At 59.2% G+C, this 24,369-nt stretch carries 26 protein-coding genes; 20 read left to right on the forward strand and 6 right to left on the reverse strand.

Translation table 11 applies throughout. From position 1 onward, the window contains the following. Nucleotides 1-32 precede the first annotated feature (32 nt). Nucleotides 33-1,991 (reverse strand): lipase family protein, encoded by a 1,959-nt coding sequence (locus ACR0C6_RS11405; RefSeq protein WP_480619377.1) that lies wholly within the window; start codon nucleotides 1,989-1,991, stop codon nucleotides 33-35. Nucleotides 1,992-2,125: 134 nt separating this feature from the next. Between ACR0C6_RS11405 and ACR0C6_RS11410 the strand changes: the two genes are divergently transcribed. Beyond that, nucleotides 2,126-2,581 carry a methylated-DNA--[protein]-cysteine S-methyltransferase gene (locus tag ACR0C6_RS11410; protein ID WP_480619379.1) on the forward strand — a complete coding sequence of 152 codons (456 nt, stop codon included), beginning with the start codon at nucleotides 2,126-2,128 and terminating at the stop codon, nucleotides 2,579-2,581. A 76-nt stretch (nucleotides 2,582-2,657) separates the two neighbouring features. Next, on the forward strand, nucleotides 2,658-3,125 hold the full coding sequence (locus tag ACR0C6_RS11415; protein WP_152457211.1) for a hypothetical protein: 468 nt from the start codon (nucleotides 2,658-2,660) through the stop codon (nucleotides 3,123-3,125). A 21-nt stretch (nucleotides 3,126-3,146) separates the two neighbouring features. On the opposite strand, the gene ACR0C6_RS11420 is transcribed toward ACR0C6_RS11415, so the two are convergent. From ACR0C6_RS11420 to fsa, 4 genes are all read right to left on the reverse strand, one after another. Further along, entirely contained in the window at nucleotides 3,147-3,842 is a 696-nt protein-coding gene (locus ACR0C6_RS11420; RefSeq protein WP_152457212.1) for a CDP-alcohol phosphatidyltransferase family protein, read from the reverse strand. A 68-nt stretch (nucleotides 3,843-3,910) separates the two neighbouring features. Then, a complete protein-coding gene (locus ACR0C6_RS11425; RefSeq protein WP_480447072.1) occupies nucleotides 3,911-4,831 on the reverse strand; it encodes a tyrosine recombinase XerC in 921 nt (306 codons plus the stop codon). After that, nucleotides 4,828-5,535 (reverse strand): DUF484 family protein, encoded by a 708-nt coding sequence (locus ACR0C6_RS11430; protein WP_480447071.1) that lies wholly within the window; start codon nucleotides 5,533-5,535, stop codon nucleotides 4,828-4,830. Before ACR0C6_RS11430 ends, ACR0C6_RS11425 begins: the two co-directional genes overlap by 4 nt. Nucleotides 5,536-5,731: 196 nt before the next feature. Then, on the reverse strand, nucleotides 5,732-6,385 hold the full coding sequence (fsa, locus tag ACR0C6_RS11435) for a fructose-6-phosphate aldolase (protein WP_152457215.1): 654 nt from the start codon (nucleotides 6,383-6,385) through the stop codon (nucleotides 5,732-5,734). 88 nt (nucleotides 6,386-6,473) lie between these two features. Between fsa and ACR0C6_RS11440 the strand changes: the two genes are divergently transcribed. From ACR0C6_RS11440 to ACR0C6_RS11455, 4 genes are all read left to right on the forward strand, one after another. Then, a complete protein-coding gene (locus ACR0C6_RS11440; RefSeq protein ID WP_480619381.1) occupies nucleotides 6,474-8,669 on the forward strand; it encodes a primosomal protein N' in 2,196 nt (731 codons plus the stop codon). A gap of 79 nt (nucleotides 8,670-8,748) precedes the next feature. Then, complete coding sequence (locus ACR0C6_RS11445) at nucleotides 8,749-9,981, forward strand: MFS transporter (protein WP_480619383.1); 1,233 nt, start codon at nucleotides 8,749-8,751, stop codon at nucleotides 9,979-9,981. A gap of 66 nt (nucleotides 9,982-10,047) precedes the next feature. Then, nucleotides 10,048-10,926: a 50S ribosomal protein L11 methyltransferase gene (locus ACR0C6_RS11450; RefSeq protein ID WP_480619384.1), complete on the forward strand. Its 879-nt coding sequence runs from the start codon at nucleotides 10,048-10,050 to the stop codon at nucleotides 10,924-10,926. A gap of 89 nt (nucleotides 10,927-11,015) precedes the next feature. Beyond that, nucleotides 11,016-11,372: a hypothetical protein gene (locus ACR0C6_RS11455; RefSeq protein ID WP_224857539.1), complete on the forward strand. Its 357-nt coding sequence runs from the start codon at nucleotides 11,016-11,018 to the stop codon at nucleotides 11,370-11,372. Nucleotides 11,373-11,485: 113 nt separating this feature from the next. Here ACR0C6_RS11455 and ACR0C6_RS11460 read toward each other — a convergent pair whose 3' ends face one another. After that, nucleotides 11,486-11,701, reverse strand: a complete 216-nt coding sequence (locus ACR0C6_RS11460) for a DUF1127 domain-containing protein (RefSeq protein WP_152457219.1) — start codon at nucleotides 11,699-11,701, stop codon at nucleotides 11,486-11,488. Between the two features lie 333 nt (nucleotides 11,702-12,034). Between ACR0C6_RS11460 and ruvC the strand changes: the two genes are divergently transcribed. The 14 genes from ruvC (at nucleotide 12,035) to ACR0C6_RS11530 (ending at nucleotide 24,355) form a co-directional block, all read left to right on the forward strand. Next, nucleotides 12,035-12,532 carry a crossover junction endodeoxyribonuclease RuvC gene (ruvC, locus tag ACR0C6_RS11465; RefSeq protein ID WP_480619386.1) on the forward strand — a complete coding sequence of 166 codons (498 nt, stop codon included), beginning with the start codon at nucleotides 12,035-12,037 and terminating at the stop codon, nucleotides 12,530-12,532. Continuing rightward, nucleotides 12,529-13,206 (forward strand): Holliday junction branch migration protein RuvA, encoded by a 678-nt coding sequence (gene ruvA / locus ACR0C6_RS11470; protein WP_480619388.1) that lies wholly within the window; start codon nucleotides 12,529-12,531, stop codon nucleotides 13,204-13,206. The genes ruvC and ruvA overlap by 4 nt, the downstream gene beginning before the upstream one ends. 4 nt (nucleotides 13,207-13,210) lie before the next feature. Then, a complete protein-coding gene (ruvB, locus tag ACR0C6_RS11475) occupies nucleotides 13,211-14,230 on the forward strand; it encodes a Holliday junction branch migration DNA helicase RuvB (RefSeq protein ID WP_171616306.1) in 1,020 nt (339 codons plus the stop codon). A gap of 63 nt (nucleotides 14,231-14,293) precedes the next feature. Then, a complete protein-coding gene (locus ACR0C6_RS11480; RefSeq protein WP_480619531.1) occupies nucleotides 14,294-14,917 on the forward strand; it encodes a hypothetical protein in 624 nt (207 codons plus the stop codon). Beyond that, nucleotides 14,914-15,297: a tol-pal system-associated acyl-CoA thioesterase gene (ybgC, locus tag ACR0C6_RS11485; protein WP_171205628.1), complete on the forward strand. Its 384-nt coding sequence runs from the start codon at nucleotides 14,914-14,916 to the stop codon at nucleotides 15,295-15,297. Before ACR0C6_RS11480 ends, ybgC begins: the two co-directional genes overlap by 4 nt. Nucleotides 15,298-15,407: 110 nt before the next feature. Beyond that, complete coding sequence (gene tolQ / locus ACR0C6_RS11490; protein WP_152457225.1) at nucleotides 15,408-16,103, forward strand: protein TolQ; 696 nt, start codon at nucleotides 15,408-15,410, stop codon at nucleotides 16,101-16,103. Between the two features lie 2 nt (nucleotides 16,104-16,105). Then, nucleotides 16,106-16,582 carry a protein TolR gene (gene tolR / locus ACR0C6_RS11495; RefSeq protein ID WP_480619390.1) on the forward strand — a complete coding sequence of 159 codons (477 nt, stop codon included), beginning with the start codon at nucleotides 16,106-16,108 and terminating at the stop codon, nucleotides 16,580-16,582. 9 nt (nucleotides 16,583-16,591) lie between these two features. After that, nucleotides 16,592-17,695 (forward strand): energy transducer TonB, encoded by a 1,104-nt coding sequence (locus ACR0C6_RS11500; RefSeq protein ID WP_171170864.1) that lies wholly within the window; start codon nucleotides 16,592-16,594, stop codon nucleotides 17,693-17,695. Beyond that, complete coding sequence (tolB, locus tag ACR0C6_RS11505; protein WP_480619392.1) at nucleotides 17,692-19,011, forward strand: Tol-Pal system beta propeller repeat protein TolB; 1,320 nt, start codon at nucleotides 17,692-17,694, stop codon at nucleotides 19,009-19,011. The genes ACR0C6_RS11500 and tolB overlap by 4 nt, the downstream gene beginning before the upstream one ends. Before the next feature lie 72 nt (nucleotides 19,012-19,083). After that, entirely contained in the window at nucleotides 19,084-19,590 is a 507-nt protein-coding gene (gene pal / locus ACR0C6_RS11510) for a peptidoglycan-associated lipoprotein Pal (protein WP_152457229.1), read from the forward strand. 4 nt (nucleotides 19,591-19,594) lie between these two features. Continuing rightward, nucleotides 19,595-20,419 carry a tol-pal system protein YbgF gene (gene ybgF, locus ACR0C6_RS11515; protein ID WP_480447063.1) on the forward strand — a complete coding sequence of 275 codons (825 nt, stop codon included), beginning with the start codon at nucleotides 19,595-19,597 and terminating at the stop codon, nucleotides 20,417-20,419. Next, nucleotides 20,410-21,669, forward strand: coding sequence for a tRNA lysidine(34) synthetase TilS (gene tilS / locus ACR0C6_RS11520; RefSeq protein ID WP_480447062.1), 1,260 nt, complete (start codon nucleotides 20,410-20,412; stop codon nucleotides 21,667-21,669). The genes ybgF and tilS overlap by 10 nt, the downstream gene beginning before the upstream one ends. A 75-nt stretch (nucleotides 21,670-21,744) precedes the next feature. Continuing rightward, complete coding sequence (gene ftsH / locus ACR0C6_RS11525) at nucleotides 21,745-23,661, forward strand: ATP-dependent zinc metalloprotease FtsH (RefSeq protein ID WP_171117497.1); 1,917 nt, start codon at nucleotides 21,745-21,747, stop codon at nucleotides 23,659-23,661. A 97-nt stretch (nucleotides 23,662-23,758) separates the two neighbouring features. Next, complete coding sequence (locus ACR0C6_RS11530) at nucleotides 23,759-24,355, forward strand: MOSC domain-containing protein (protein ID WP_171229588.1); 597 nt, start codon at nucleotides 23,759-23,761, stop codon at nucleotides 24,353-24,355. Nucleotides 24,356-24,369 lie beyond the last annotated feature (14 nt).

The raw sequence follows: 24,369 nt of genomic DNA on the forward strand, positions 1-24,369 counted from the left end.
GCCCTCCGAATTCAGTCGGGGGGCATTTTGGGCTATGTCTGCACAGATTGCGGTGTTGGATTGAACAGATCAAAGCCAATGGCAGGATCTGACAGGGCTTTCCAAACCTGATAGTCCGTAAAGTAACCGGTGTGCCCGCCGGGATCGACCGGGATGTTTCGATTTGCAAAAATGAGCCCACCCTCGATCTCGGTTCCGACAAAATCGTCCTGCCGAAAGATGTTGAACCACGCGGCGTTCAACTGACTGGCGGTGATGGTGAACATCTCGGGAAAATAGCGCTGATAAATATGCGTGACCGGAGAGCCCATCGTGATGAGTGTCAGCGTCCGCCCGCCGATGCGTCTCTGGACGCGTGGGTCAGCAAGCATCTGTGTGGCGATCACGGTGCCCTGCGAATGGGATATCACCGTAATATGATCCGCTGGAAAGATATCGAGAACATAGTACAACGTGCGATAGAAACGCTCGTCTATCGCCTTGCGATCCGGATAGTTGCGTTGTCGCGTTTCCAGATCTTTTCCCAGATAGCATTTGTCACGAATGGCGTAGGTAACGATATCCCGTGCAACGCCCAGCCCGGCGGAAACAAAATCAGAAAACCGGTACATCAACGCAGTTGCGCCAAGAACGATCAGGCCGATCTCGCCTTGCGAACAGGCCAACCTGTCCAAAGCCCAAGAGATCGGGTTGGTTTCACCTATGCCCACGTTGCATGCGGCCTCAAAACTCTGGTTGGCTGCGATCTCTCGGATCGTGACCAGAACCAGCACGATTGTACCAAATAGAAAGACCCACTGCGCCAGCCGGTTTACAATCGCCCGGCTAATCAGACCGCTGCGGGTGTGAAGGTTGGCCTTGTACGTTTTGCGACCTGCAAAAAGCCCGACGCCAACGAACCCCAACAGAACGATGGCCACAAAGGCCACGCTGAGAGTTTCGATGGACTCGTTCAAATTGCTTTCAAAAAGACGTTGCAGCTGACCGCCGGACAGGCCCGAAACAGTGTCCAGCAATTGCTCTATGGTCAACCAGAGGCCGGAAATGAAGAACATCCAGAAAACCAGCATGCCTGCACAGATGCTGGGGTACAGCCGCCTGTGCTCTGAAAGTGTGTCATTGATCTGCAACGTCCAGGCGGACAACGCGTAAAGAATGATTGTCAGAAAGATAAGAGTGGCCCAGAAAATGGACAGCAGAAAAACCTGAAACGCCACGAATTGCTCCAGGGCCGGCGGGCAATTTCCCGTGTTGGAAGGGACGCAGGCCCACAATTTCAGGCCCAGCGGCCCAATGACCAGGCACAGGGTCAGTGCTGTTCCCATTGCGAGCATTCCACGCCAGAAGACCCGCCTGAGATAGGTCGGCGCCGATCGGCTTTGCCCCAGCCCGACAATGGCCCCGCCGGCGTACAGCCCGAACAGAAGCCAGAACAACAGGGCAGGGTTCTGGAAAACCGAGACAGGTATCCGGTCGGTCATGACCGCTGCGGCACCAATCAACAAAAAGACGTTCAGCGTCGCAACCGCACCGAAGAAGATCCATGTGAAAAGATGTACCAGCTGTGCCGCAAGTGTATTCCTGCCATTGGGCTGGTCCGAGGCAACGCCTTTGCGGATGTGGGTTTGCTCGACATTGTCCATCGCCAGATATCCCAACGCCAGAACGACCCAAATCAGGTCCAGCACGGTTTTGATCGCTCCTTTCGGGGCCGGAGAGCGATCAGCCCAATAAACTTCGGCAAACAGGGCCTTGTCCTGAGGAACAGCCGGGTCAGTCACCGTGCGCAGATTGACTTCGAACAGCTCTGCATTTCTTGGATTTCCGTCGAAGGTGGATTCGGCCAGTTCGATCATACCGCGTTCGACTTCGATCGGTGGTCTGGGGTTTCCATCCAGCCAGGTTGTTGCTGCGCCAACGACCTGATCGACGGTTTCGCCGGGTTTTTGTTCACCGATTCCATGTACCGTGAGGATCAAATGTCGACCCATTGCGTTCTCCAAAATCTCTTTAAGTAACGGCAGGAGCGTATCACGAATGGCGCCAATGCCCAAAAATGACGTTTTGCGTGGTCTTGCACATTCCCGCGCTTGTGCTTGGCGCTATGATCTGAAACCGTCGGTCCATGGCGATGATTTCCGTTGAAACTCAGTTCGGACGACTTGGTGTTGAAGAAACAGACGGAGCCCTTACACGGCTTGTCTGGAACGGCAGGGACAAGGGTGAGCCGACTACGCTGCTGCGCGAAGCCGCCGCCCAGTTGAGGGCCTATGATCAAGGGCGTCTTGACCGTTTCGATCTGCCGTATCGCATTGACGGATCAGAGTTTCAAAAGCAGGTCTGTGACCTGATATATGCCATCCCGCTTGGAGAAACGCGCACCTATGGCGATATCGCCAAAGAACTGGGGCAACCCGCCCAGCCGGTTGGCCAAGCCTGCGGATCAAACCCCATTCCCGTGATCATTCCCTGCCACCGGGTACTGGCCGCAAATGGCCTGGGCGGTTTTTCGGGCGACGGTGGTGTTGAGACGAAAGTTGCCCTGTTGCGGCATGAGCGGGCGGCAGGTCTTTTGATCTGAGCGTCGAAATTCGGTTGCAATCCGCTTTTTGCAGACACAACTTGTAACTATTGCTGAATTTGAAGGACCGCATTGCATGACCACTGAACAAGACCGTGCAGCCCGCAAGAAGGCCATTATCGACCGGTTGATGTCGCTTGAAGCGCAAGAGCTTGCAACGGCGCAGGCGCATTACGATGCATTTTTGAAAGATGCCCAGTTGGACGACCGGGAAGGTCACGACAAGGATGACATTGCCGCATCGCGGGAAAACGCCGATCTGGCGGCTGCCTTTGATGCCCCGGTCCATGCGCATCATGCAAAGATTGATGTCATCGAAAATACCGATTTCAGCCTTGCCGACACGGTCAGGCCAGGAGCTGTGATCAAGTTCAACAACCGCAGATTTGTTGTGTGTGTTTCAACAACGCGGTTTGAAGTGGATGGCAAGACCTATATGGGCATTTCAACCCAAAGCCCGATATATCTGGCGATGGCAGGTCTGCAAAAGGGCGACGTCTTTACCCATAACGGCACCGAATTCGAGGTGCAGGACGTTCTGTAAAACGGGACGGGCAGCGCTGCGTCAGGCGCGGCGCTGCGGAACAACCTGTTGGGCGATGCCTGCGAAGGTCAGGTACAGGCTGGTGATGACCAGCCCCCAATGGGCCCAGCTTTCGGGGTGAAAATCGACCCATGCGGCCCAACCCGCGAAGAACGTCCATGCCAGCGCCATCGGCAAAGTCAGGCTGCGCCAGCGCTCGGTGCGCACGGGATGAACGAATTTCAGCGGCAGAAACATGGCCAGCGACAGCAGGGTGACCAGCAGCAGGATGATCCAGAAATTCGGTTCCAGTGCGAAGATCACGATCACGAACATGTTCCAGCACCCGGGAAAACCGGAAAAGGAATTGTCCTTGGTCTTCATGCGTGTATCCGCGAAATACATCGCGCTGGCAAATGTGATGACGATGATCGCGAACCATCCGGTCCAGCCGTCCATCAGCCCCGATTTGAACAGGGCAAAAGCCGGGATGAACACATAGGTCAGGTAATCGATGATCAGATCCAGCAGAACGCCGTCGAACTCGGGCGCGTTGTGCTTGACGTGATAATGTCGCGCCAGCGGGCCATCTATACCGTCTACAATGAAAGACACGACAAGCCAAAGATACATAAGGCTCCATTTCTCTTCAACGGCAGCCAGCATGGCCAGCATGGCAAAAACAGCGCCTGTTGCTGTAAAGAGATGAACGGAAAGAGCTTTGAATCTGAGTGTCATGCGAGCGTCATGACTGATGCGCGTCCGAGATGCAAACCAAAAGCCCGGGTTTTCGAGTCATGTGCACGTCAGGCTTTGGGATGCGCCCGGTTGTAGACCTCCATCAACCGCGCAGTGTCCACTGCCGTATAGGCCTGCGTCGTCGACAAGGAGGCGTGGCCAAGAAGCTCTTGGATGGCACGCAGGTCGCCTCCGGCTGACAGCAGGTGGGTGGCAAAGCTGTGCCGCATCGCGTGGGGTGTTGCGGTTGAGGGCAACCCCAATTGCATACGCGCCTTGGCCATAACCCCTTGGATTGCACGTGGGTTCAATGGCCCGCCACGGACACCTCGAAATAGGGCTTTGTCCTGTGCTTGTGGATGGGGGCATAACTTCAGGTATCTGTCGACCGCTTCGCGAGCGGCAGGAAGAACCGGTACGACCCGTTCTTTGTCGCCTTTCCCGACGATGCGCAGCGTGGCGGGCAAAGGCACGTCCGCTCCGGTCAGGGACAGCGCCTCGGATATGCGCAGGCCGCATCCGTACAGCAGCGTCACAACCGCGACGTCGCGCGCCGCGACCCAGTCGGATGTGGATTGCAGTTCCACCGTATCGATCATGGCGCGGGCTGCATCTTCGGCCAGTGGCCGGGGCAGTTTCTTGGTGAATTTCGGCGCGCGGGTGGACAGAACGGCGGTGGGCTCGAACCCCTCACGCTCTGCCAGCCAACGGTAGAAGCTTTTGACCGCCGACAGTTTGCGCGCCAAAGACCGCGCGCTGACGTCCGCGCCGCGCTGATCCGCCATCCAGGCGCGCATATCCGACACTGTGATCCGTTCCAGCGCCTTCAGGCCATGCCGTTCGGCGTGATGCAGGGTCATGAACGTCAGAAACTCGACGACGTCGCCACGATAGGCGTTTAGCGTATTCTCGGATCGTCCGGCCAGTGCGCTCAGGCCGTCCAGCCAATGCTGAAGCGCGTCGCGGCAGGCAGGCGAGATCAGGCTCACGACAACCAGTGGCGCATCGAGCGTTCGAACACGCCGGCAAAAAAGGCCAGAAGATCGGTGCCCAACTGCGGTGTGAAATGCCGCGGGTCGCGGGCGGCCATGACGATCATGCCAGGCAGGCGACCGGCCCCGAGGTCCAGCTTCAGGCAGGCCTCGGAACGAAGCTGATCGGCCTGTGACCCGAAAATACGCCGACTCGGCTGATGGATTTCCCGCAAGATCACATCCCGCGCAGGACCGCCGCGATCAATGGTCAGGTACCGGTCGATGAAACCGGGTTCCGCGATCGTCAGGACCCCGCCCAACGTGTCGATTGCGGGATCGTTCTGAACCACGGTTGTTTCCAGAACCAGCGTAACGCTGTCGACGCGCAGGATGTCCGCCACATCGGCGCCCAGCGCGCGCAGGAAATCTTCGAACTCGACAGGTTCCAGCAATCGCAGAATGGCGCGGTGGACCTGATTGGTGCCCGCGAGGTTTTCATAGGCCGCAGCGATGACGGAACGGTGGGTGTCTTCCAGCCGATCCAGCCGGGCCTCGAGCCGTTGCATCGCAATGCCGCGCAGGTCAATCACGTTGTCGCCGCGCGCTTGCTCGTTGGCAGCGACAAGCGCCTGCATCAGGTCTTTGTCGTCCAGTACGACATCCGGCTCGGCCAGAATCGCCGCGCGGAGGTTATCCTCGAGTTTGGGGGTGCTGCTCATGTCCCGTCCGGTCTTTTTTGTTGTCGCGGCTTATAACATGCCGGACCGGATTTGCCTTGGAAAAAATGCACGCAAGGGTGGATTTCCTTGCATGCTGTGGCAAGGGTCTCCCGCCCGCCATGCCCGATCACAGATCAGGCATTTGGCCGTTGGGCCGGGCGCGGCGCCTTTCGGCACCGCGCGGTCGGGTCTGAGATCAGAGGATCTTCTGACCGGTTTTAGCCCAGTCTGCGAGGAAGGTTTCCAGGCCTTTGTCCGTCAAGGGATGGTCGGCCAGTTTCTTGATCACGGCAGGCGGTGCGGTGATCACATCGGCCCCGATGCGGGCGCTGTCGGTCACGTGGTTGACGGTACGGATCGATGCGGCAAGGATTTCGGTCTCGAACCCGTAGTTGTCATAGACCTGACGGATGTCTGCGATCAGGTCCATGCCGTCGAGGTTGATATCATCAAGCCGTCCGATGAATGGCGAGATGAATGTCGCGCCCGCTTTTGCAGCCAGAATCGCCTGATTGGTCGAGAAACAGAGCGTCACGTTGACCATCTGGCCTTCGTCGCTGAGCGTCTTGCAGGTTTTCAGGCCGGCCCATGTCAGCGGCACTTTGACGGCGATATTCGGCGCGATCTTGGCCAGTTTGCGGCCTTCGGCGATCATGTCGTCAGCTTCGGTGGCGACAACCTCGGCCGATACCGGGCCATCGACCAGATCACATATCTCTTTGGTCACTTCCAGAATGTCGCGACCTGATTTCAGGATCAGCGAAGGGTTGGTGGTTACGCCGTCCACCATGCCCAGATCGTTCAGTTCGGCAATGGCGTCGATCTCGGCGGTGTCTACGAAGAATTTCATGAGGGCAGTCCTTTGATGGGTTGGCCTTGGTCGCGGATGGCTTTACCTCAAAGAGACCCCTGCTGGAACCCCCTGCGAAGGATATGCCGTGAGCGCTAACGGATTTTTCGACCAAGGAGAGCTGGTTGCGGTGCTTACAACGCAGCCGCTGGACCGGACGCTGGATTACAAGGCGCCCGAAGGCGGGTGCGTTCTGGGCGCTTTTGTCGAGGTTCCTTTGGGCCCGCGCAAGGTGCTGGGGGTGGTTTGGGGGCCGGGGCAGGGCGGCTTTGACCTGAGCAAGGCGCGCTCGGTGATCCGGGTTCTTGACGTTGCACCGATGCGTGAAGAGATGCAGGTGTTTCTGGAAAAGGTCGCCGATTACACTCTGACTCCCATGCCCGCGATGCTGCGTCTGGCGACGCGGGCACCGGGCTTGGGTGATCCGCCCTCGATGCGCAAGGTCTATCGGTTGGGTGAAGGTCAACCAGACCGAATGACCGATGCCCGGGCCCGGGTTCTTGAGGTATTACGCGACTACGGCGGACTGGCTTTTACCTTGAAGGAACTCGCCGAGCAGGCGGGTGTAACGTCATCTGTTGTCAAAGGGTTGGTCAAACAAGGCGCCGTGCGCGAAGAGGACAGCCCGCGCGACCTGCCTTATCCTCATCTTGATCCGGACCTTCCCGGGAAAGACCTGACAACGGATCAGGCTGCGGCGGTCGAACGGCTTCAGGCCGGGCAGCGGACCGGCGATTACGGCACCACGCTGCTGAAAGGCGTTACCGGTTCCGGTAAGACCGAGGTTTATTTGGAGGCTGTGGCCGAGGCACTGCGCATGGGGCGGCAGGCCTTGGTTCTGCTGCCCGAGATTGCCCTAACCGCAGAATTTCTGACCCGGGTCGAGGCGCGGTTCGGTGCGCGCCCGGCGGAATGGCATTCCGGCGCAACCATGACGGAACGGCGGCGGGTCTGGCGGATGGTCGGGCAGGGCAATGCGCAACTGGTCGTTGGCGCCCGGTCGGCGCTGTTTCTGCCATTTCGCGATCTGGGGCTTCTGGTCGTCGATGAGGAACACGACACGTCCTACAAACAGGAAGACGGCGTGCACTACAGCGCACGCGACATGGCGGTTCTGCGCTCGGCGATCTGTGGCGCGCGGGTGATTCTGGCCAGTGCGACACCTTCGCTTGAAAGTTGGGCCAATGCCGAGGCGGGCAAGTACGAAAGGCTTGACCTGACCTCGCGCTTCGGAGCGGCGGTATTGCCCGAGATGAAGCCCATCGACATGCGGGCCGAGCAGATGTCGCCCGGAACGTGGGTTTCTCCGTCTTTGCGGCAAGCGGTGCAGCAGCGGATCGAAAAAGGTGAACAATCGCTGTTGTTCATCAACCGCCGTGGCTATGCGCCGGTCACCTTGTGCCGGGCCTGTGGCGAGCAGATCGCCTGTGATCAGTGCGACGCACGCATGGTCGAGCATCGGTTTCTCAAGCGATTGATGTGCCACCAATGCGGCGAAACCAAGCCGATGCCCGAAGCCTGCCCCTCCTGCGGCGTGGAGGGTAAGCTTGCCCCGGTCGGGCCGGGGATCGAACGGCTGGCGGAAGAAGCCGAGGCGACCTTCCCCGAGGCGAAAATCGCGATGCTGAGTTCCGATCTTTTTGGTTCAGCCCGGGCATTGAAAGCCAAGATTGAAGAGATCGCCGCCGGGGATGCCGACATCATCATCGGTACGCAATTGGTGGCGAAGGGGCACAACTTCCCCAAGCTTACATTGGTCGGTGTGATTGACGCTGACCTTTCCCTGCACGGCGCGGATCTGCGCGCCGCTGAGCGTACGTTTCAATTGATGCGGCAAGTGGCTGGGCGCGCGGGACGGGCGGACAAGCCGGGGCAGGCGCTTTTGCAGACCTTTCAACCGGAACACCCGGTGATCCGGGCCATCCTGTCGGGTGATGAGGAAGGGTTCTGGAAAGCCGAGGCAGCGGGTCGTCAGGCGGCAGGCGTGCCGCCCTATGGTCGCATGGCCGGGATCGTGTTGTCGGGCCCCGAGGTCGGGCCGGTGTTCGATATCGGCAATGCAATGGCCCGCAACGATGCGCCCCTGCGCGCCATCGGTGCTCAGGTCTTTGGCCCTGCGCCTGCACCCATTGCGCGTATACGCGGTCGCCACAGAGTGCGCTTGTTGGTGAAAGCCCCGAAAGGGGCGCCGATTCAAGATGCCATCGCCCGCTGGATCGCCCCATTGCGTCTGAAGGGCGATATCCGCCTGACCGTCGATATCGACCCACAGAATTTTTACTGACCTCTGCATCTGTGCAGGGTGATTGTGCGCAGCCCGCTTCCCTCTCGCCAAAGCAGCGAAATGGGCGTAGAGGGGTCTCATGCTGAAACCCATGCCCCTTACCAAGGCGCAGAGCCTGCCGTTCTGGCGCCGCCCCATCACGCTGTTGTTCATGATGGCGCTGACCATGCCCATTGCGTTCAACGCTTGGAGCGCGCTGCTTAACAACTTTGTTATTGAGGTGGCGAACTTTGATGGCGCGGATATCGGTCTGCTGCATACAGTGCGCGAGATTCCGGGGTTTCTGGCGGTTGGCGTGATTGCCGTCATCATTTTCATTCGCGAGCAGGTGCTGGCGATGATCTCTCTGATAATGCTTGGTGTCGCAACGGCGGTGACCGCGTGGTTTCCCAGCCTGGGCGGGTTGCTGTTTGTGACCTTGTTCAGTTCGATCGGGTTCCATTACTACGAGACCGTAAACCAGTCGCTTCAATTGCAGTGGCTGCCCAAGGATCGTGCTCCGCAGGTGCTGGGATGGCTGGTTGCGATGGGATCGGCGGCGACCATGGTGGTGTATGGGCTGATCGTACTGACCTGGGATCGCTTTGATCTGTCCTACAACTTTGTATTCATGGCGTCGGGTGGAGTTACGGCTGCGCTGGCACTGTTCTGTCTGTTCGCCTATCCGCAATTCGATGCGCCCACGCCGCAGACCAAGAAGCTGATCCTGCGTCGCCGGTATTGGCTGTATTACGCATTGCAGTTCATGGCAGGCGCGCGGCGGCAGATATTTGTCGTCTTTGCCGGGTTCATGATGGTCGAGAAATTCGGCTTTAAAGTGCATGAGCTCACCAGCCTCTATCTGATCAATCTGATGATCAACATGATGGCCGCCCCATTGCTGGGAAAGGCGGTGGCAAAGTTCGGTGAGCGGCGCACGCTGATATTTGAATACACCGGTCTGGCCATCGTGTTCGCAGCCTATGGCGGCATCTATTGGTTCGGCTGGGGTGTTCTGCTTGCGGCAATCCTTTATGTGATCGACCACGTGCTGTTTGCGCTGGCTTTGGCGTTGAAAACCTATTTCCAGAAAATCGCCGACCCTGCTGATATCGCGCCGACCGCTGCGGTGGCCTTTACGATCAATCATATTGCGGCGGTGTTTTTGCCCGCTTTGCTTGGCCTGCTTTGGGTCGTGTCGCCGGGCGCCGTGTTTGGCCTGGCTGCGGCGATGGCGATCGTTTCGCTGCTGTTGTCGCTGTTGATCCCGCGTCACCCCGAGCCCGGCAACGAGACCATCCTGACCAAATACGCTCCGGCCCCTGCGGAATAGGTCTCGGCGCTTGACCTTGACGGCGCGGCGTCCTAGGCGCGGTGTCAATCGAGACAGGAGGCCCCAATGCCCACATTCACCGCACTGACGACGCTGACAGGTAAGAAGGCCGCCGAAGGTCTGGGCGAGGCAATGGAACGTCTGGAGCCCGAGCCAACCGGCGTTGGTGTATTCGAGGTCGAAGACGGATCCGGCCTGTGGGAGGTCGGCGGATATTTCACCGAAGCCCCTGACGAGACCGCACTGGCGGTTCTGGCAGCGGCGTTCGAGGCCAAACCGTTTGTTGTTTCAGAGCTGCCGGAAACCGACTGGGTTGCGCATGTACGGCGCGAGCTTGCGCCCGTCGAGGCGGGGCGTTTCTTTGTCTATGGAAGCCATGATGCCGACAAGCTGCCCGAGGGCCGCATTCCATTGCTGATCGAGGCCGCAATGGCCTTTGGCACCGGCCACCATGGTACGACGTTGGGGTGCCTCAAGGCCTTTGACAGATTGCTGGACGAAGGGTTCACCGCGACGAAAGTGGCGGATATCGGCTGCGGCACCGCCGTTCTGGCCATGGCCGCAGCCCGGGTTTGGGACGGCGACATCATTGCCAGTGACATTGATGAAGTGGCCGTTGACGTGGCCGAAGCCAACCTCAAGGCGAACGGGATGTCCGGTGCCGTACGGTGCGTGGAAGCCGCTGGTTTCGACCACCCCGATCTCAGGGCGCACGCGCCCTACGACCTGATCTTTGCCAATATTCTCAAAGGTCCTTTGGTCGCCCTCTCGCCGGAAATCGCGGCGAATCTGCGTCCCGGAGGGTATGCAATCCTGTCGGGGATCCTCAACGAACAGGCCGATGATGTGGTGTCCGTTTATTCTCAAAATGAATTCAATCTTACCCATAGGGACGAGATTGGTGAATGGACGACCCTAATCTTAACGAAACAGGGCGCAAACTAGGCCATTTGCAGGAGTTTTGTGGAATTTTGCCACGTTTTTGTCGTAATCTCTTTTTACCGTTTTCTGACTGAAGTCGAGGGGGGCGGTTTTTGGAGGCTGCCATGACGGGTAAACAACTGGAGTTCACTCAGCGCGTTAATCGCCTGAACAAAAAACATCAAAAGATGAGCCGTGGCTATCGCGCGACGATGCGAAAGGATGGCCTGGTGGTCATGAAGCCGCAGCGGGTAAGCTCGGCAGTGCCGGCCAGGGTGCTGTTGCTTACGCTTCTGAGTGTTGTGGCGTTCAAGGCGTTCCTTTTGTCCAGCCTTGGCCCGACCGGATACCAATATCGGATCGACAGTTTAAACGAAGGCACATCGGTCGAAAAAGCAGGTGCCTGGGTGATGCAGATTGACCCGGTGTCGCAGGCGATTGCCGTGCAACTCAACAAGATTTTATACTGAATCTCAGTTTTGACTCAGTTTTCGGACGAAAAACACCGCGTGCCCGGGGCGCGCGGTGTTTCTGTTTGCCCCTCAAGGGAGGAGGAAGGGGCGTATGCGAGTGGTGGTCGGTATTACCGGCGACCTTGGGCGATGGCGTCGATGTCGCCACGGCACAGGCCGATATCTTCCAGTTCACGATCGGTTAGACCGGTCAGCGCGTTGCGGGTAACGCGGGCGTCATTCCATTCGACGGCGGCGTTCACGGCCGATACAAAAAATGCGCCGATACGGCCAACGAGGCCGAACGAGCCAGTGGAGGCGAAGCGGGTGGTGTCCAGTGCAGCCATATCCTGTTTCCTTCTGGTTGGTGTTCACTTTGCGGTCTTGCGATCTGCCCGGCATTTAGTGCCGCCAAATCGCCCGCACAAGTTCAGTTTTTGCATGTGTCCTATGCGTTTCCTGCAATGCTCCAAAAGGCTGTAATCCCCTTAAATAATTGGTGAAAACGCGTTCACAAAAGTGTCGAATTCGGACTTTTTGAAGTCGCAAATGGCGTGTTGAGTCGCCTATAGGACAGGTGTGTCGTTTTCAGGCTTTGGGTCAATTCGCTTGGAAAATGTTCACGCTTCGTGCTAGGCGTTGAAAAAAGATCACAGAACCCGAGCAGGCCGAGGCAAAACATGCGAATTCTGGGCATTGATCCGGGGCTTAGAACCCTGGGGTGGGGCGTCATCGAATCAAGTGGCAGCCGCCTGAGCCACGTGGCCAACGGTTTGTGCAAGTCGGATGGGGATGATCTGGGTGAGCGGCTGTTGTCTCTCCACAACCAGATTGTCGAAGTCATCGCCGATCACCAACCGGACCAGGCAGCCATCGAACAGACCTTTGTGAACAAGGATGGTGCCGGTACGCTCAAACTGGGTCAGGCGCGAGGCGTGGCGTTGCTGACGCTGGCACAGGCCGGATTGCCGGTGGGGGAATACGCCCCGAACCGGGTCAAGAAAACGGTCGTGGGTGTCGGGCACGCGGAAAAGGAGCAGGTGCTGCACATGGTCAAACTGCAATTGCCCGGATGTCAGCCCAAAGGGGCGGATGCAGCAGATGCTCTGGCGATTGCGATTTGCCATGCCTATTACGGCAAGACCCAACAGGCGCGTGTGAAAGAGGTGCGGGCATGATCGGAAAACTCACCGGAAGGCTGGACTATCGCGCAGCAGATCACGTGCTGATCGATGTCCGGGGTGTGGGCTATATCGTCTATTGTTCTGACAGGACCATGGCGGCATTGCCGGGCGTGGGCGAGGCGGTTTCGATCTACACGGACATGGTCGTGCGCGAAGACTTGATGCAGCTTTATGGCTTTCTTTCGCTGGTCGAGAAGGAATGGCATCGCCTTTTGTGCTCGGTTCAGGGGGTCGGAGCGAAAGTCTCTCTGGCGATCCTCAGCGCGCTGGGGCCGGACGGTGTCAGCCGCGCAATCGCACTGGGAGATTGGGCGGCGGTCAAGGCGGCGAAAGGTGTGGGCCCGAAAACGGCGCAGCGGATCGTTCTGGACCTCAAGGACAAGGCGCCGGGCGTGATGGCCATGGGTGGCGCCGTGACCGATGCGATGGATGGCCCCTCGAGCGAAGTTGTAGAGCCTGTCGAGGCGGCGCCTGTTGCGAAGCGGACGCCAAAACCGGCCTCTGGGGCCGCTGCGGCATCAGCGGGTGCGCTGTCTGCCTTGTCCAATCTGGGTTATGGGCCGTCGGATGCAGCAGCCGCGGTTGCCGAGGCGGCCGCCAACAACCCGGATGCAGACGAAGCGGGTTTGATCCGTGCCGCGCTGCAATTGCTGGCTCCGAAAGGCTGAATGAATGGTAGACGCTGATCCCACCGTGCGCCCCGATCCATTGCCCGAGGACAACGACCGCGCATTGCGCCCGCAGGGCTTGGATGAGTTCATCGGTCAGGCCGAGGCGCGCGCCAATCTGCGCATCTTCATCCAATCCGCCCGCCAGCGGGGCGAGGCGATGGATCACACATTGTTCCATGGCCCTCCGGGGTTGGGCAAGACGACGCTGGCGCAGATCATGGCGCGTGAACTGGGGGTGAATTTTCGCATGACGTCCGGGCCGGTTCTGGCGAAAGCGGGCGATCTGGCTGCGATCCTGACCAATCTCGAAGCGCGTGATGTCCTGTTCATCGACGAAATCCACCGCCTGAACCCGGCGGTGGAAGAGGTGCTTTACCCCGCGATGGAGGATTTCGAGCTTGATCTGGTGATCGGCGAGGGGCCCGCTGCGCGAACCGTACGGATCGAATTGCAACCCTTCACGCTTGTTGGGGCCACGACGCGCATGGGTTTGCTGACCACACCTTTGCGCGACCGGTTTGGTATTCCGACCCGGTTGCAGTTCTACACCGTGGACGAATTGCATGAGATCGTCACCCGAAACGCGCGGAAACTCGGCGCTCCGGCAGATGATGAGGGCGCACGCGAGATTGCGCGCAGGTCACGCGGAACACCGCGCATCGCCGGACGTCTGCTGCGGCGGGTGGTGGATTTCGCCATTGTCGAAGGAGATGGGCGGATCACCCGCGAACTGGCTGACGGAGCCTTGACGCGGCTGGGGGTGGACCATTTGGGGCTGGATGGTGCGGACCGCCGGTATCTGAAACTGATCGCCGAGAATTACGGTGGTGGTCCTGTCGGGATCGAAACGATGTCAGCCGCCCTGTCTGAAAGCCGTGACTCGCTGGAAGAAGTGATCGAGCCCTTTCTGTTGCAACAGGGGTTGATCCAGCGAACACCGCGTGGGCGGATGTTGGCGCAAAAGGCCTGGACGCATCTGGGCATGACTGCACCCAAACGGCAAAGCGATCTGTTCGGTTGAAGCTTGCGCTTGGAAATTTTATGCCTTCGGCGAGAGTATTTTCGAAAAGATGAAGGCCTGACCGTGACACCGGAAGAGATTGAGGCGCTGTTCACGCGCGAAAGCGGTGAGTTTCTGTTTGCCCGCTGGGGACGACCCATCGTGCCGATTGTGTTTGGTGTTGAAGAAGAAACGCTGTCCACTGTGAAGGGCGCCTTCGAGGCGGTTGTCACCTTGGCCGGTCACAAAATGGCCGAAACCGACCCCGAACTTGGTGCCAACTGCATGGTCTTCTTCTTCCGGGATTGGCAAGAGCTGCTGGACGTGCCTGATCTTGATCGTCTGATCCCCGATCTGGCACCGTTGGTCGGGCGCTTGGTTGAAGCGGATGCAAACCAGTATCGCATTTTCCGGTTCGAGGAAGATGGCGCGATCCGTGCGGCTTTTGTTTTTCTGCGCATGGACAAGCAGTTGTCCAAGGTACCGGCGGAAACGCTGGCACTGAGCCAGGTGGTGCAGACCATCCTGCTTTGGTCTGATACTGCGTTTCGGACGCAATCTCCGCTGGCCGTGGCGGGCGAAACGACGATCCTGCGCCCCGATATTGCTGCGTTGATTCGGGCTGCTTACGATCCGGTTTTGCCTGGTTCGGCTCAGGATGCGTCTCATGCGCTCAGGTTGTTTGCCCGGTTGGAGCCACTACAATGAAACATACCTATCCGGTTCGCGTATATTATGAAGACACCGACATGGGCGGCGTCGTCTATCACGCGAACTATCTGCGGTATATCGAACGTGCGCGTTCGGATTGGGTGCGCAATCTGGGCAATGACCAGAACGCGATGCGGGAAGAAGGCATTGTTTGGGTCGTGCGGCGGGTCGAGGCCGATTACCTTTCGCCCGCCAGGTTCGATGACGAACTGATCGTCGAAACCGAAGTCACGGAAATCTCGGGTGTGCGGCTGACCATGGCGCAGCTGGTCCGACGTGGCGAGACCGAGATTTTTCGCGCCTCGGTCACTGCCGTGTGCATCAACAAGGATGGCAGACCGATCCGGCTTCCGGCAGAGATTCGCGCATTGATGTAACAATTTGCGGGTCAGGGGTGGTTATGTTGGCATTTCAGCCCCAACTGCGATAGCGTTTGGCAAAACAAGGCCAAACAAACGGCCGTCAGGCAAAAACAAAGAGCAGGTTCATGGAAGCTGAAACGCTGGCGCTGGCGCAGGAGATCGATTTCTCCATGTGGGGGCTGTATGCCCGCGCGACCTTTATCGTCAAATTGGTGATGTTGATGCTGATCGGTGCATCCATCTGGTCCTGGGGCATCATCATTCAGAAGCTGATCAATTATCGCGCGGCCCGTCGCGAGGCGCAGGCATTTGACGAGAGCTTCTGGTCCGGCAACCCTTTGGACGAGCTGTTCGAGCAGATCGGAACCCAGCCGGATGGCAGTTCTGAAAAGATTTTTGCTGCCGGAATGATCGAATGGCGCAGGTCGCACCGAAATGATGGCGGATTGATTGCCGGAGCGACCGCGCGGATAGACCGGTCCATGGATGTGGCCATAGCGAAAGAGGCAGAGACCTTGCAGAAAGGTCTGCCAATCCTGGCCACGGTTGGATCGACTGCGCCGTTCATCGGCCTGTTTGGTACCGTCTGGGGCATCATGAATGCCTTTATCGAAATCGCCGAACAGCAGAATACCAATCTGGCGGTCGTGGCCCCGGGTATTGCCGAGGCACTATTGGCAACGGGGCTTGGCCTTCTGGCCGCGATCCCGGCGGTTATTTTCTACAACAAGCTCAGTGCAGACTGTGACCGCATCGTGGGCGGCTACGAAGCCTTTGCCGACGAGTTCGCGACCATCCTGTCGCGTCAGTTGGACAGCTGACAATGGGCGCGGCGGTTCAGCAATCCTCGGGTGGAAACGGGCGCAGACGCGGCCGGCGTCGCGGGCGCGCGCAACCCATGGCCGAGATCAACGTGACACCGTTTGTGGATGTCATGCTGGTTTTGCTGATCATCTTCATGGTGGCCGCGCCATTGCTGACCGTCGGTGTTCCGGTAGATCTGCCCAAGACCGCCGCCAGTGCTTTGCCCGGTGACAATGAAGAACCTTTGACCGTGACCCTGACGGCAGATGGACGTGTGCAGATCCAGACAACAGACGTGTTGCGCGAGGAACTGATCGCCAAGCTGCGGGCCATCGCCGCAGAGCGGAGCAGTGACCGGGTTTTCCTGCGCGCCGATGGCGCGATTCCTTACGCGCAGGTCATGCAGGTCATGGGCGCGCTGAACGCGGGCGGGTTTTCCAACGTTGGGCTTGTGACCGATACGGGCGGGCCGACGCTGGACGAAGGTGGAGAGTGAGGGCGCACGGTGGATACCGGCACCAAGATTTCGGCGATTGCGCATGTCAGCCTGATCGGAGTGGCGCTTTTCGGCGGTACCTTCCGGTCCGAGCCTTTGCCGATGGCCGTACAGGATGTGTCCGTGATCACCGCTGAACAATTCGCGGCCATGACGGCCCAGCGGGATGCGCCTGAGATCCCGGAGGTGCCGGCGGCATTGCAACAACCGCCCGAACCACAGGCTGATAGCACGCCGCCAGAACCTGTGGTCGAGGAACAGCCCCGCCCTGAACCCGTCGTGCCTGCCGAACCCGAACCCGAGCCTGCGCCCGTTATCGTCGAAGCACCGCCGGAACCGGACGTGCCGGATGAGCTGCCGGTACTGACAGAGCCCGAGGTCGAACCTGTCGCACAGCCTGTGCCTCCGGGGCCTGAGGCGCAGCCGCGCCCGTCCGATCGTGTTGCCCCCGAGGCCATAGCGCCACCACCGCCCGAGGCAAAACCGGATGATTTCGAAACGCCGCCCGTTTCACTGGATGAGGGCGCCGAGGTGCAGCAGGAACAACAGGATCAGACCGCGCCGGAAGAAGCGGCCCCCGAGATCGTGACCGAGGCAGAGGAAACCAAAGAGCAGTCTCCGCTTACGTCTCCGCGACCGCGGGTGCGTCCGAACCGCCCAAGCCCACCGCCCGAACCCGTTGTGGCAGAGACGCCCGAGGCGGCGCCCGAACCGAACGCGCAGGCCGACGAGGCCGCGATCAATGACGCTCTGGCCGAAGCCTTGGGCAGTGGAACCCAGCCATCCGGCCCACCGCTTACCAGCGGCGAGAAGGACGCGATGCGATTGGCCGTGTCCAAGTGCTGGAATGTGGGCTCTTTGTCTACGGATGCACTGAGTACTGTGGTCGTTGTGGCTTTTTCGCTAAACCGTGATGGTACGGTTGTGGATGGCAGCATTCGGATGCTGGACAGTTCTGGTGGGTCTGCTGGCGCGGCCAATCAGGCCTATCAGGCCGCCCGGCGCGCGATTTTGCGCTGCGGGGCCAGAGGATATGACTTGCCTGCTGACAAATACGCTCATTGGCAGGATGTTGAGATTACATTCAATCCCGAGAGGATGCGGATCAAATGATGAAACTTCTGACCAGCCTCTTTGTCGGCCTGACGCTGATGTCTACGCCGGTTCTTGCACAGAACGGTCCCCTGCGATTGGAGTTGGACCAGGGCATTATCGAACCCTTGCCCTTTGCGGTGCCGAGCTTTGTCCCCGATGGCCCGTCAGCGGCGCAATATGCACAGGACATCTCGCGCGTGGTGGCGGCTGATCTGACAGGAACCGGGTTGTTCCGCGAGATATCATCAGATGCCTTCATCAGTCGGGTCAGCAGCTTTGAGGCTCCGGTTCAGTTTGCCGATTGGAAAGCGATCAATGCCGATGCGCTGATTACGGGGGCAGTCAATGTTTCGGGCAAGAACCTCACGGTTCGGTTCCGGGTCTGGGATGTGTTTTCGGGTCAGGAATTGGGCAATGGGTTGCAATTGGCAGGCACCACCGAGGGCTGGCGGCGCATGGCCCACAAAGTGGCCGATCAGGTGTACAGCCGGATTACAGGCGAGGGCGGTTATTTTGACAGCCGCGTGGCCTTTGTTTCGGAAAGTGGGCCGAAAAACCAACGCCTGAAACGTCTGGCGATCATGGATTATGATGGCGCGAACGTGCAGTACATGACCGACAGTGCTGCTATCGTTCTGGCGCCGCGCTTTTCGCCTACTGGCGATCGGCTGCTGTACACCAGCTATGAAAGCGGAAGCCCGCGCATCTATGTTCTGGATGTGGGCCGCGTCAAACGGCAGGAACTGAAGACGCAGGACGGAACCATGAGCTTTTCGCCCCGCTTTTCGCCGGATGGCCGGTCGATCGTGTATTCCTTGATTCAGGGCGGAAACACGGACCTGTGGAAAATGGATCTAGCGTCGGGGCAAAGCACTCGTCTGACCAACACGCCGGCGATAGAAACAGCCCCCAGCTATTCGCCGGATGGCAGCCGGATCGTGTTTGAAAGCGACCGTTCGGGTACGCCGCAGCTGTACGTGATGCCCGCGAATGGCGGCGAGGCCACGCGGATCAGCTTTGGCTCGGGTCGTTATGGCACGCCGGTATGGTCGCCGCGCGGCGATCTGATTGCCTTTACCAAGCAAAATCAGGGCCGCTTCCACATCGGGGTGATGCGCACGGACGGATCAGAAGAACGCTTGTTGACCGCCTCGTTTCTGGATGAAGGCCCAACCTGGTCGCCCAATGGCCGCGTCATCATGTTCACCCGTGAAACGCAGGGCGCCAGTGGCCGGGCCTCGCTTTATTCGGTGGATATCTCGGGTCGCAACCTGCGCCCGGTGCGTACACCGGATGGCGGCAGTGATCCGTCATGGGGCCCACTACAGAATTGATCGCAGCAAAGTTCACAACGAATCGTCCCTGTGGTAGACAGGCGGCAACAATCAAAACACGAGGCACTTGAAATGAATGTATTGAGCAAAGTCCTGGCGTTGGGCGCGCTGAGTGTGATCGCCGCCTGTACGAACAATGACCCATCCGCCTTGGGCGGCAGCGGTGCCGGCGGCACAGGCGCAATCGTACCGGGCTCGCCCAGTGACCCGCGTTCGCCTGCGTATTTCCAGCAGACCGTCGGGGATCGTGTTCTGTTCGCCGTGGACCAGTCCACCCTGACACCACAGGCGCAGACCGTTTTGCAAGGGCAAGCGGACTGGCTTCTGGCCAATCCGGATTTTGTTGCCACGATCGAAGGGCACGCGGACGAGCAGGGTACGCGCGAGTATAACCTTGCGCTGGGTGCGCGTCGCGCAAATGCCGCTCGTGAGTATCTGATTTCGCGTGGTGTTGCTGGCAACCGTCTCAAAACCGTCAGCTACGGCAAGGAGCGCCCAATCGAGATTTGCAGCGTTGAGGAATGCTATTCCAAGAACCGCCGCGCAGTGACTGTGCTGACCGGATCAACACTGGGGTAAGACAATGCGTATGGCAGGATGGGTATTGGCGGCGGTCATGGCGACAGCCGGTGTTGCACAGGCACAGGATCAGCAAACCCTGGCCGACATACGTCAGGAGCTGACGGTGCTGCATGTGGAAATTCAGCGTCTGAAGCGCGAGTTTTCCACCACAGGATCGCCAGCTCCAAATTTGTCCGGCAGTTCGGTCCTCGAACGGGTTGATGCCATTGAAGCGGAACTGCAACGCCTGACCCGACAGACCGAGCAGCTGAACCAGCGTGTGCAGAACATTGTCTCGGACGGCACCAATCGCATCGGAGATCTGGAGTTCCGCCTGTGCGAGCTTGAGGCAAACTGCGAGATTTCAGGCGAACCGACCAGCACACTGGGCGGAGAGGGCACAGATGTAGGTACGGCCGTCATCACGCCTGCCACGCCATCCCAAACCGATCAGGGTGAACTGGCCGTGGGCGAGCGGGCGGATTTCGACGCGGCATCGCAAGCACTGGCCGATGGGGATTACCAGACTGCGGCTGATTTGTTTGCGCAGTTTGATACGAACTATCCCGGCAGCCCTTTGGCGCCCGAAGCGAATCTGAAACGGGGTCATGCGCTTGAAGGCCTTGGCGACACCCGCGAAGCGGCACGGGCGTTCTTGGCAAGCTTTACCGGAGATTCCGAAGGAGCATTTGCCCCCGAGGCCCTGTTCGAGCTGGGCGCGGCGCTGGGGCGTCTGGGGCAGACCGATCAGGCCTGCATCACGCTCAATGAAGTTGGCGTGCGCTTTCCATCCGCACCGGCGTTTGCGGATGCGACGCAAGAGATGTCTGCGCTGGGGTGTTCTTGAACCGTCACAGCGAAAACCTGCTTGCAGAGCTTCGCGCCCGGCTTCCCCAAAGGATTCCGCCTAAACTGGGCGTGGCGGTCTCGGGCGGTGGGGATTCCGTCGCGTTGATGCATCTATTGCATCAAGTCGCCCAAAACGAAGAGATTGCCCTTTTTGTGGCCACGGTCGATCACGGCTTGCGCCCCGACGCAGCGCAGGAGGCCGTGACAGTGTCGCGCCAGGCCGCTGCTTTGGGGCTGCCGCATGACATTTTGCATTGGGCGGGTTGGGACGGATCGGGCAATGTTCAGGACGAGGCGCGCAAGGCGCGTTACAGCCTGCTTGCCGATTGGGCGCAACAGCGCGGAATCGACGCCATCGTGTTGGGGCATACGGCGGATGATCAGGCGGAAACGTTGCTGATGCGACTGGGTCGTTCATCAGGTGTCACGGGACTGTCCGGCATGTCGGCAAACCGGCAACGGGAAGGTGTGACATTGCTGCGGCCAATGCTGGGGATCACACGCAAGGATCTGAGAACCTACCTGACCGGTATCGGCGCAACATGGGTCGAAGACCCGTCGAATCAGGACCCTCGTTTCGACCGGATCAAGGCACGAGAGGCCATGTCCGGCCTCGCACCACTGGGAATTGACGCGCTTTCATTGTCGCGAGTGGCCGAAAATCTGGCGCAGGCCCATGCAGCCCTGGGTGTGTTTGCGCAGGAATCCGCACGGAATGTCGCCCAGGTCGAACAAAGCGACGTGAAGGTGGACAGGGCCGGTTTCGCCGCATTGCCCAAGGAAATCCGACGCCGCGTGTTGCTTGGATGCCTTGGCTGGATCGCAGGGCAGGGATATCCCCCGCGTCAGGCGGCGGTCGAGCAGGCCATGAAGGCCATAACCGACGGGCGGGCAGGGTCGCTCAGCGGTTGCCTGTTGGTCCCGGACGGGATGAGTGTTTGGATTTGCAGGGAATTCAAGGCCGTGGAGGCTCGGGTTTCAGCACCTGACGAAGTTTGGGATGGCAAATGGGTCTTGACCGGTCCCGAAATTTCCGGTGCCGAGATCCGCGCTCTGGGTGAAGACGGGCTGCGACAGGTGCCCGAGTGGCGCGAAACAGGCCGGCCCAGGTTGGCCTTGAGCGCGACGCCCGCGGTCTGGAAGGGGGGCGCGGTGCTGGCCGCTCCGCTTGCGGGATTCGCGAATGGATGGCGCGCGGACACGACGCCGGAATGGCCCGAGTTCCACGCATCTTTTTTATCGCATTGAACATACCACAATCCTCTCTATTTTAAGAGGTAACTTGGCAGCTCCTCACCTGCCGGAACTTTTGGGAGAATTTCCTTGGGCAACGCTCGCAATATCGCGTTTTGGGTCGTTCTGTTCCTGCTGATCCTTGCACTGTTCAATCTGTTCAGTGGACCGGGCGGAACGCTTCAGAGCAATGAAAGAACTTATTCCGATTTCGTCGGCGCCGTGCAAAGCGGTGAAGTCAAGAACGTAACGCTGGACGGCGAACAGATCCGCTATACGACCGAAAGCGGTGCGACTTACGTCACGATCAAACCCGGCGACGCCGAGGTCACCAAGCTGTTGATCGATGAGAACATCCCGGTTCAGGCGGTCAAGCAACAGCAATCGGGCTTCCAGTCTTTCCTGATCACGCTCTTGCCGTTCCTGCTGTTGATCGGTGTCTGGGTCTATTTCATGAACCGGATGCAGGGCGGCGGCAAAGGCGGTGCGATGGGCTTTGGCAAGTCGAAGGCCAAGATGCTGACCGAAAAGCATGGCCGCGTCACATTTGACGACGTGGCGGGCATCGACGAGGCCAAGGAAGAACTGGAAGAGATCGTTGAATTCCTGCGAAATCCACAGAAGTTCAGCCGCCTTGGCGGCAAGATCCCGAAAGGCGCGCTGCTGGTCGGTCCTCCGGGTACTGGTAAAACATTGCTGGCCCGCGCCATCGCGGGTGAGGCAGGCGTTCCGTTCTTCACCATTTCGGGGTCCGACTTCGTCGAGATGTTCGTCGGCGTCGGTGCATCCCGTGTCCGCGACATGTTTGAACAGGCCAAGAAGAACGCGCCTTGCATCGTGTTCATCGACGAGATCGACGCCGTGGGCCGCCATCGTGGCGCCGGTTACGGCGGTGGTAACGACGAACGCGAACAGACCCTCAACCAGTTGCTGGTTGAGATGGACGGGTTTGAGGCCAACGAAGGCGTGATCATTCTGGCGGCCACCAACCGCAAAGATGTTCTGGATCCCGCGCTGCTGCGTCCGGGCCGTTTTGACCGCAACGTGACCGTTGGTAACCCCGACATCAAAGGCCGTGAGAAAATTCTGGGCGTGCACGCGCGCAAGACGCCTCTGGGCCCCGATGTCGATCTGCGCATCATTGCACGCGGCACGCCGGGCTTCTCGGGGGCTGATCTGGCAAACCTCGTGAACGAAGCTGCGCTGATGGCCGCCCGCGTGGGTCGCCGCTTTGTCACTATGGAAGATTTTGAGAACGCCAAGGATAAGGTGATGATGGGGGCTGAGCGCCGCTCGATGGTGCTGACCCAGGACCAGAAGGAAAAAACCGCCTATCACGAGGCGGGCCATGCCGTTGTCGGCCTGACCCTGCCGTTGTGCGATCCTGTCTACAAAGCCACGATCATTCCGCGCGGTGGTGCGCTGGGTATGGTGGTTTCGCTGCCTGAAATGGATCGCCTGAACTACCACCGTGATGAGTGTGAGCAAAAGCTGGCCATGACCATGGCCGGCAAAGCCGCTGAGGTTATCAAATACGGTGAAGACCATGTTTCGAACGGCCCGGCCGGGGACATCATGCAGGCCAGCCAGTTGGCGCGTGCCATGGTGATGCGCTGGGGCATGTCGGACAAGGTCGGTAACATCGACTATGCCGAGGCGCACGAAGGCTATCAGGGCAACACCGCAGGGTTCTCGGTGTCGGCCCATACGAAAGAGCTGATCGAAGAAGAGGTGAAACGCCTTATCCAGCAGGGTTATGAGCGCGCGCACCAGATTCTGACCGAACAGCGCGAAGAATGGGAACGCCTAGCGCAGGGCCTGCTTGAATACGAAACCCTGACGGGTGATGAGATCAAGCGTGTCATGAATGGTGAATCACCCAGCGAGGATGATGATGAAGGCGACAAGCCGGATGAAGGCAGCGCGCCCAGTGTCACGGCCATTCCCAAGACAAAGGCCAAGAAATCTCCGCCCGATGGCGGGATGGAGCCTGAACCCACCGCATAGTCAAAAAAGACCCGGCGCATAGTCCGGGTCTTTTTTCTTTTCATCGGTGTTTTGCCGGGCAATATGCACGCAAGAAAAAGAGCGAAAAGGGAAGGCTATGCCATTTTTGCGTGAAACCGAGTTTGCCGCCGAAGCAGTCTGGCTTGGCCATGTCCCTGCGGGAACCTCCTTGCGGGCCAAGGCTGTTGACACGCTGGATCTGGGTTTTGACGGCGTGAAGGGTGAGCGCCACGAAGGCCTCAATCGGGCGTCCTGTGTCAGGGTCTCGAACCTTTACCCGAAAGGCACTGAAATTCGCAACGTGCGTCAGCTTTCAATTTTGTCCGAGGAGGAGTTGCAGCAAATTGCGCAGGACATGGGGTTGGATCAGCTTGATCCGTCCTATCTTGGGGCTTCCATTGTGCTGCGCGGAATCCCGGATTTCTCACATATCCCCCCGTCTTCACGTCTTCAGGCAACGAGGGGGGCGACAATAACGGTGGACATGGAAAACGCCCCTTGTGTTCTGCCGGGGCGCGAGATCGAAGCGGATCAACCGGGGCATGGCGCAACTTTCAAACCTGCGGCGGCCGGGCGTCGGGGCATCACCGGATGGGTCGAACGTCCGGGGCGCATTCAACTGGGGGACCGGCTGAAACTGTTTGTTCCTGATCAACCTGCCTGGGCTTGTGAAAACGGGCTTGTTTCCGATTAGAAACCCCTGAAACG

This window comes from Ruegeria sp. AL12 (genome assembly GCF_056540885.1).

Bases quoted from the DNA above. Each gene is read 5' to 3' on its own strand.
- ACR0C6_RS11405 (WP_480619377.1), bottom strand. From the start codon at position 1,991: ATGGGTCGACATTTGATCCTCACGGTACATGGAATCGGTGAACAAAAA.
- ACR0C6_RS11410 (WP_480619379.1), top strand. From the start codon at position 2,126: ATGGCGATGATTTCCGTTGAAACTCAGTTCGGACGACTTGGTGTTGAA.
- ACR0C6_RS11415 (WP_152457211.1), top strand. From the start codon at position 2,658: ATGACCACTGAACAAGACCGTGCAGCCCGCAAGAAGGCCATTATCGAC.
- ACR0C6_RS11420 (WP_152457212.1), bottom strand. From the start codon at position 3,842: ATGACACTCAGATTCAAAGCTCTTTCCGTTCATCTCTTTACAGCAACA.
- ACR0C6_RS11430 (WP_480447071.1), bottom strand. From the start codon at position 5,535: ATGAGCAGCACCCCCAAACTCGAGGATAACCTCCGCGCGGCGATTCTG.
- fsa (WP_152457215.1), bottom strand. From the start codon at position 6,385: ATGAAATTCTTCGTAGACACCGCCGAGATCGACGCCATTGCCGAACTG.
- ACR0C6_RS11445 (WP_480619383.1), top strand. From the start codon at position 8,749: ATGCTGAAACCCATGCCCCTTACCAAGGCGCAGAGCCTGCCGTTCTGG.
- ACR0C6_RS11450 (WP_480619384.1), top strand. From the start codon at position 10,048: ATGCCCACATTCACCGCACTGACGACGCTGACAGGTAAGAAGGCCGCC.
- ACR0C6_RS11460 (WP_152457219.1), bottom strand. From the start codon at position 11,701: ATGGCTGCACTGGACACCACCCGCTTCGCCTCCACTGGCTCGTTCGGC.
- ruvC (WP_480619386.1), top strand. From the start codon at position 12,035: ATGCGAATTCTGGGCATTGATCCGGGGCTTAGAACCCTGGGGTGGGGC.
- ruvA (WP_480619388.1), top strand. From the start codon at position 12,529: ATGATCGGAAAACTCACCGGAAGGCTGGACTATCGCGCAGCAGATCAC.
- ruvB (WP_171616306.1), top strand. From the start codon at position 13,211: ATGGTAGACGCTGATCCCACCGTGCGCCCCGATCCATTGCCCGAGGAC.
- ybgC (WP_171205628.1), top strand. From the start codon at position 14,914: ATGAAACATACCTATCCGGTTCGCGTATATTATGAAGACACCGACATG.
- tolQ (WP_152457225.1), top strand. From the start codon at position 15,408: ATGGAAGCTGAAACGCTGGCGCTGGCGCAGGAGATCGATTTCTCCATG.
- tolR (WP_480619390.1), top strand. From the start codon at position 16,106: ATGGGCGCGGCGGTTCAGCAATCCTCGGGTGGAAACGGGCGCAGACGC.
- tolB (WP_480619392.1), top strand. From the start codon at position 17,692: ATGATGAAACTTCTGACCAGCCTCTTTGTCGGCCTGACGCTGATGTCT.
- pal (WP_152457229.1), top strand. From the start codon at position 19,084: ATGAATGTATTGAGCAAAGTCCTGGCGTTGGGCGCGCTGAGTGTGATC.
- ybgF (WP_480447063.1), top strand. From the start codon at position 19,595: ATGCGTATGGCAGGATGGGTATTGGCGGCGGTCATGGCGACAGCCGGT.
- ACR0C6_RS11530 (WP_171229588.1), top strand. From the start codon at position 23,759: ATGCCATTTTTGCGTGAAACCGAGTTTGCCGCCGAAGCAGTCTGGCTT.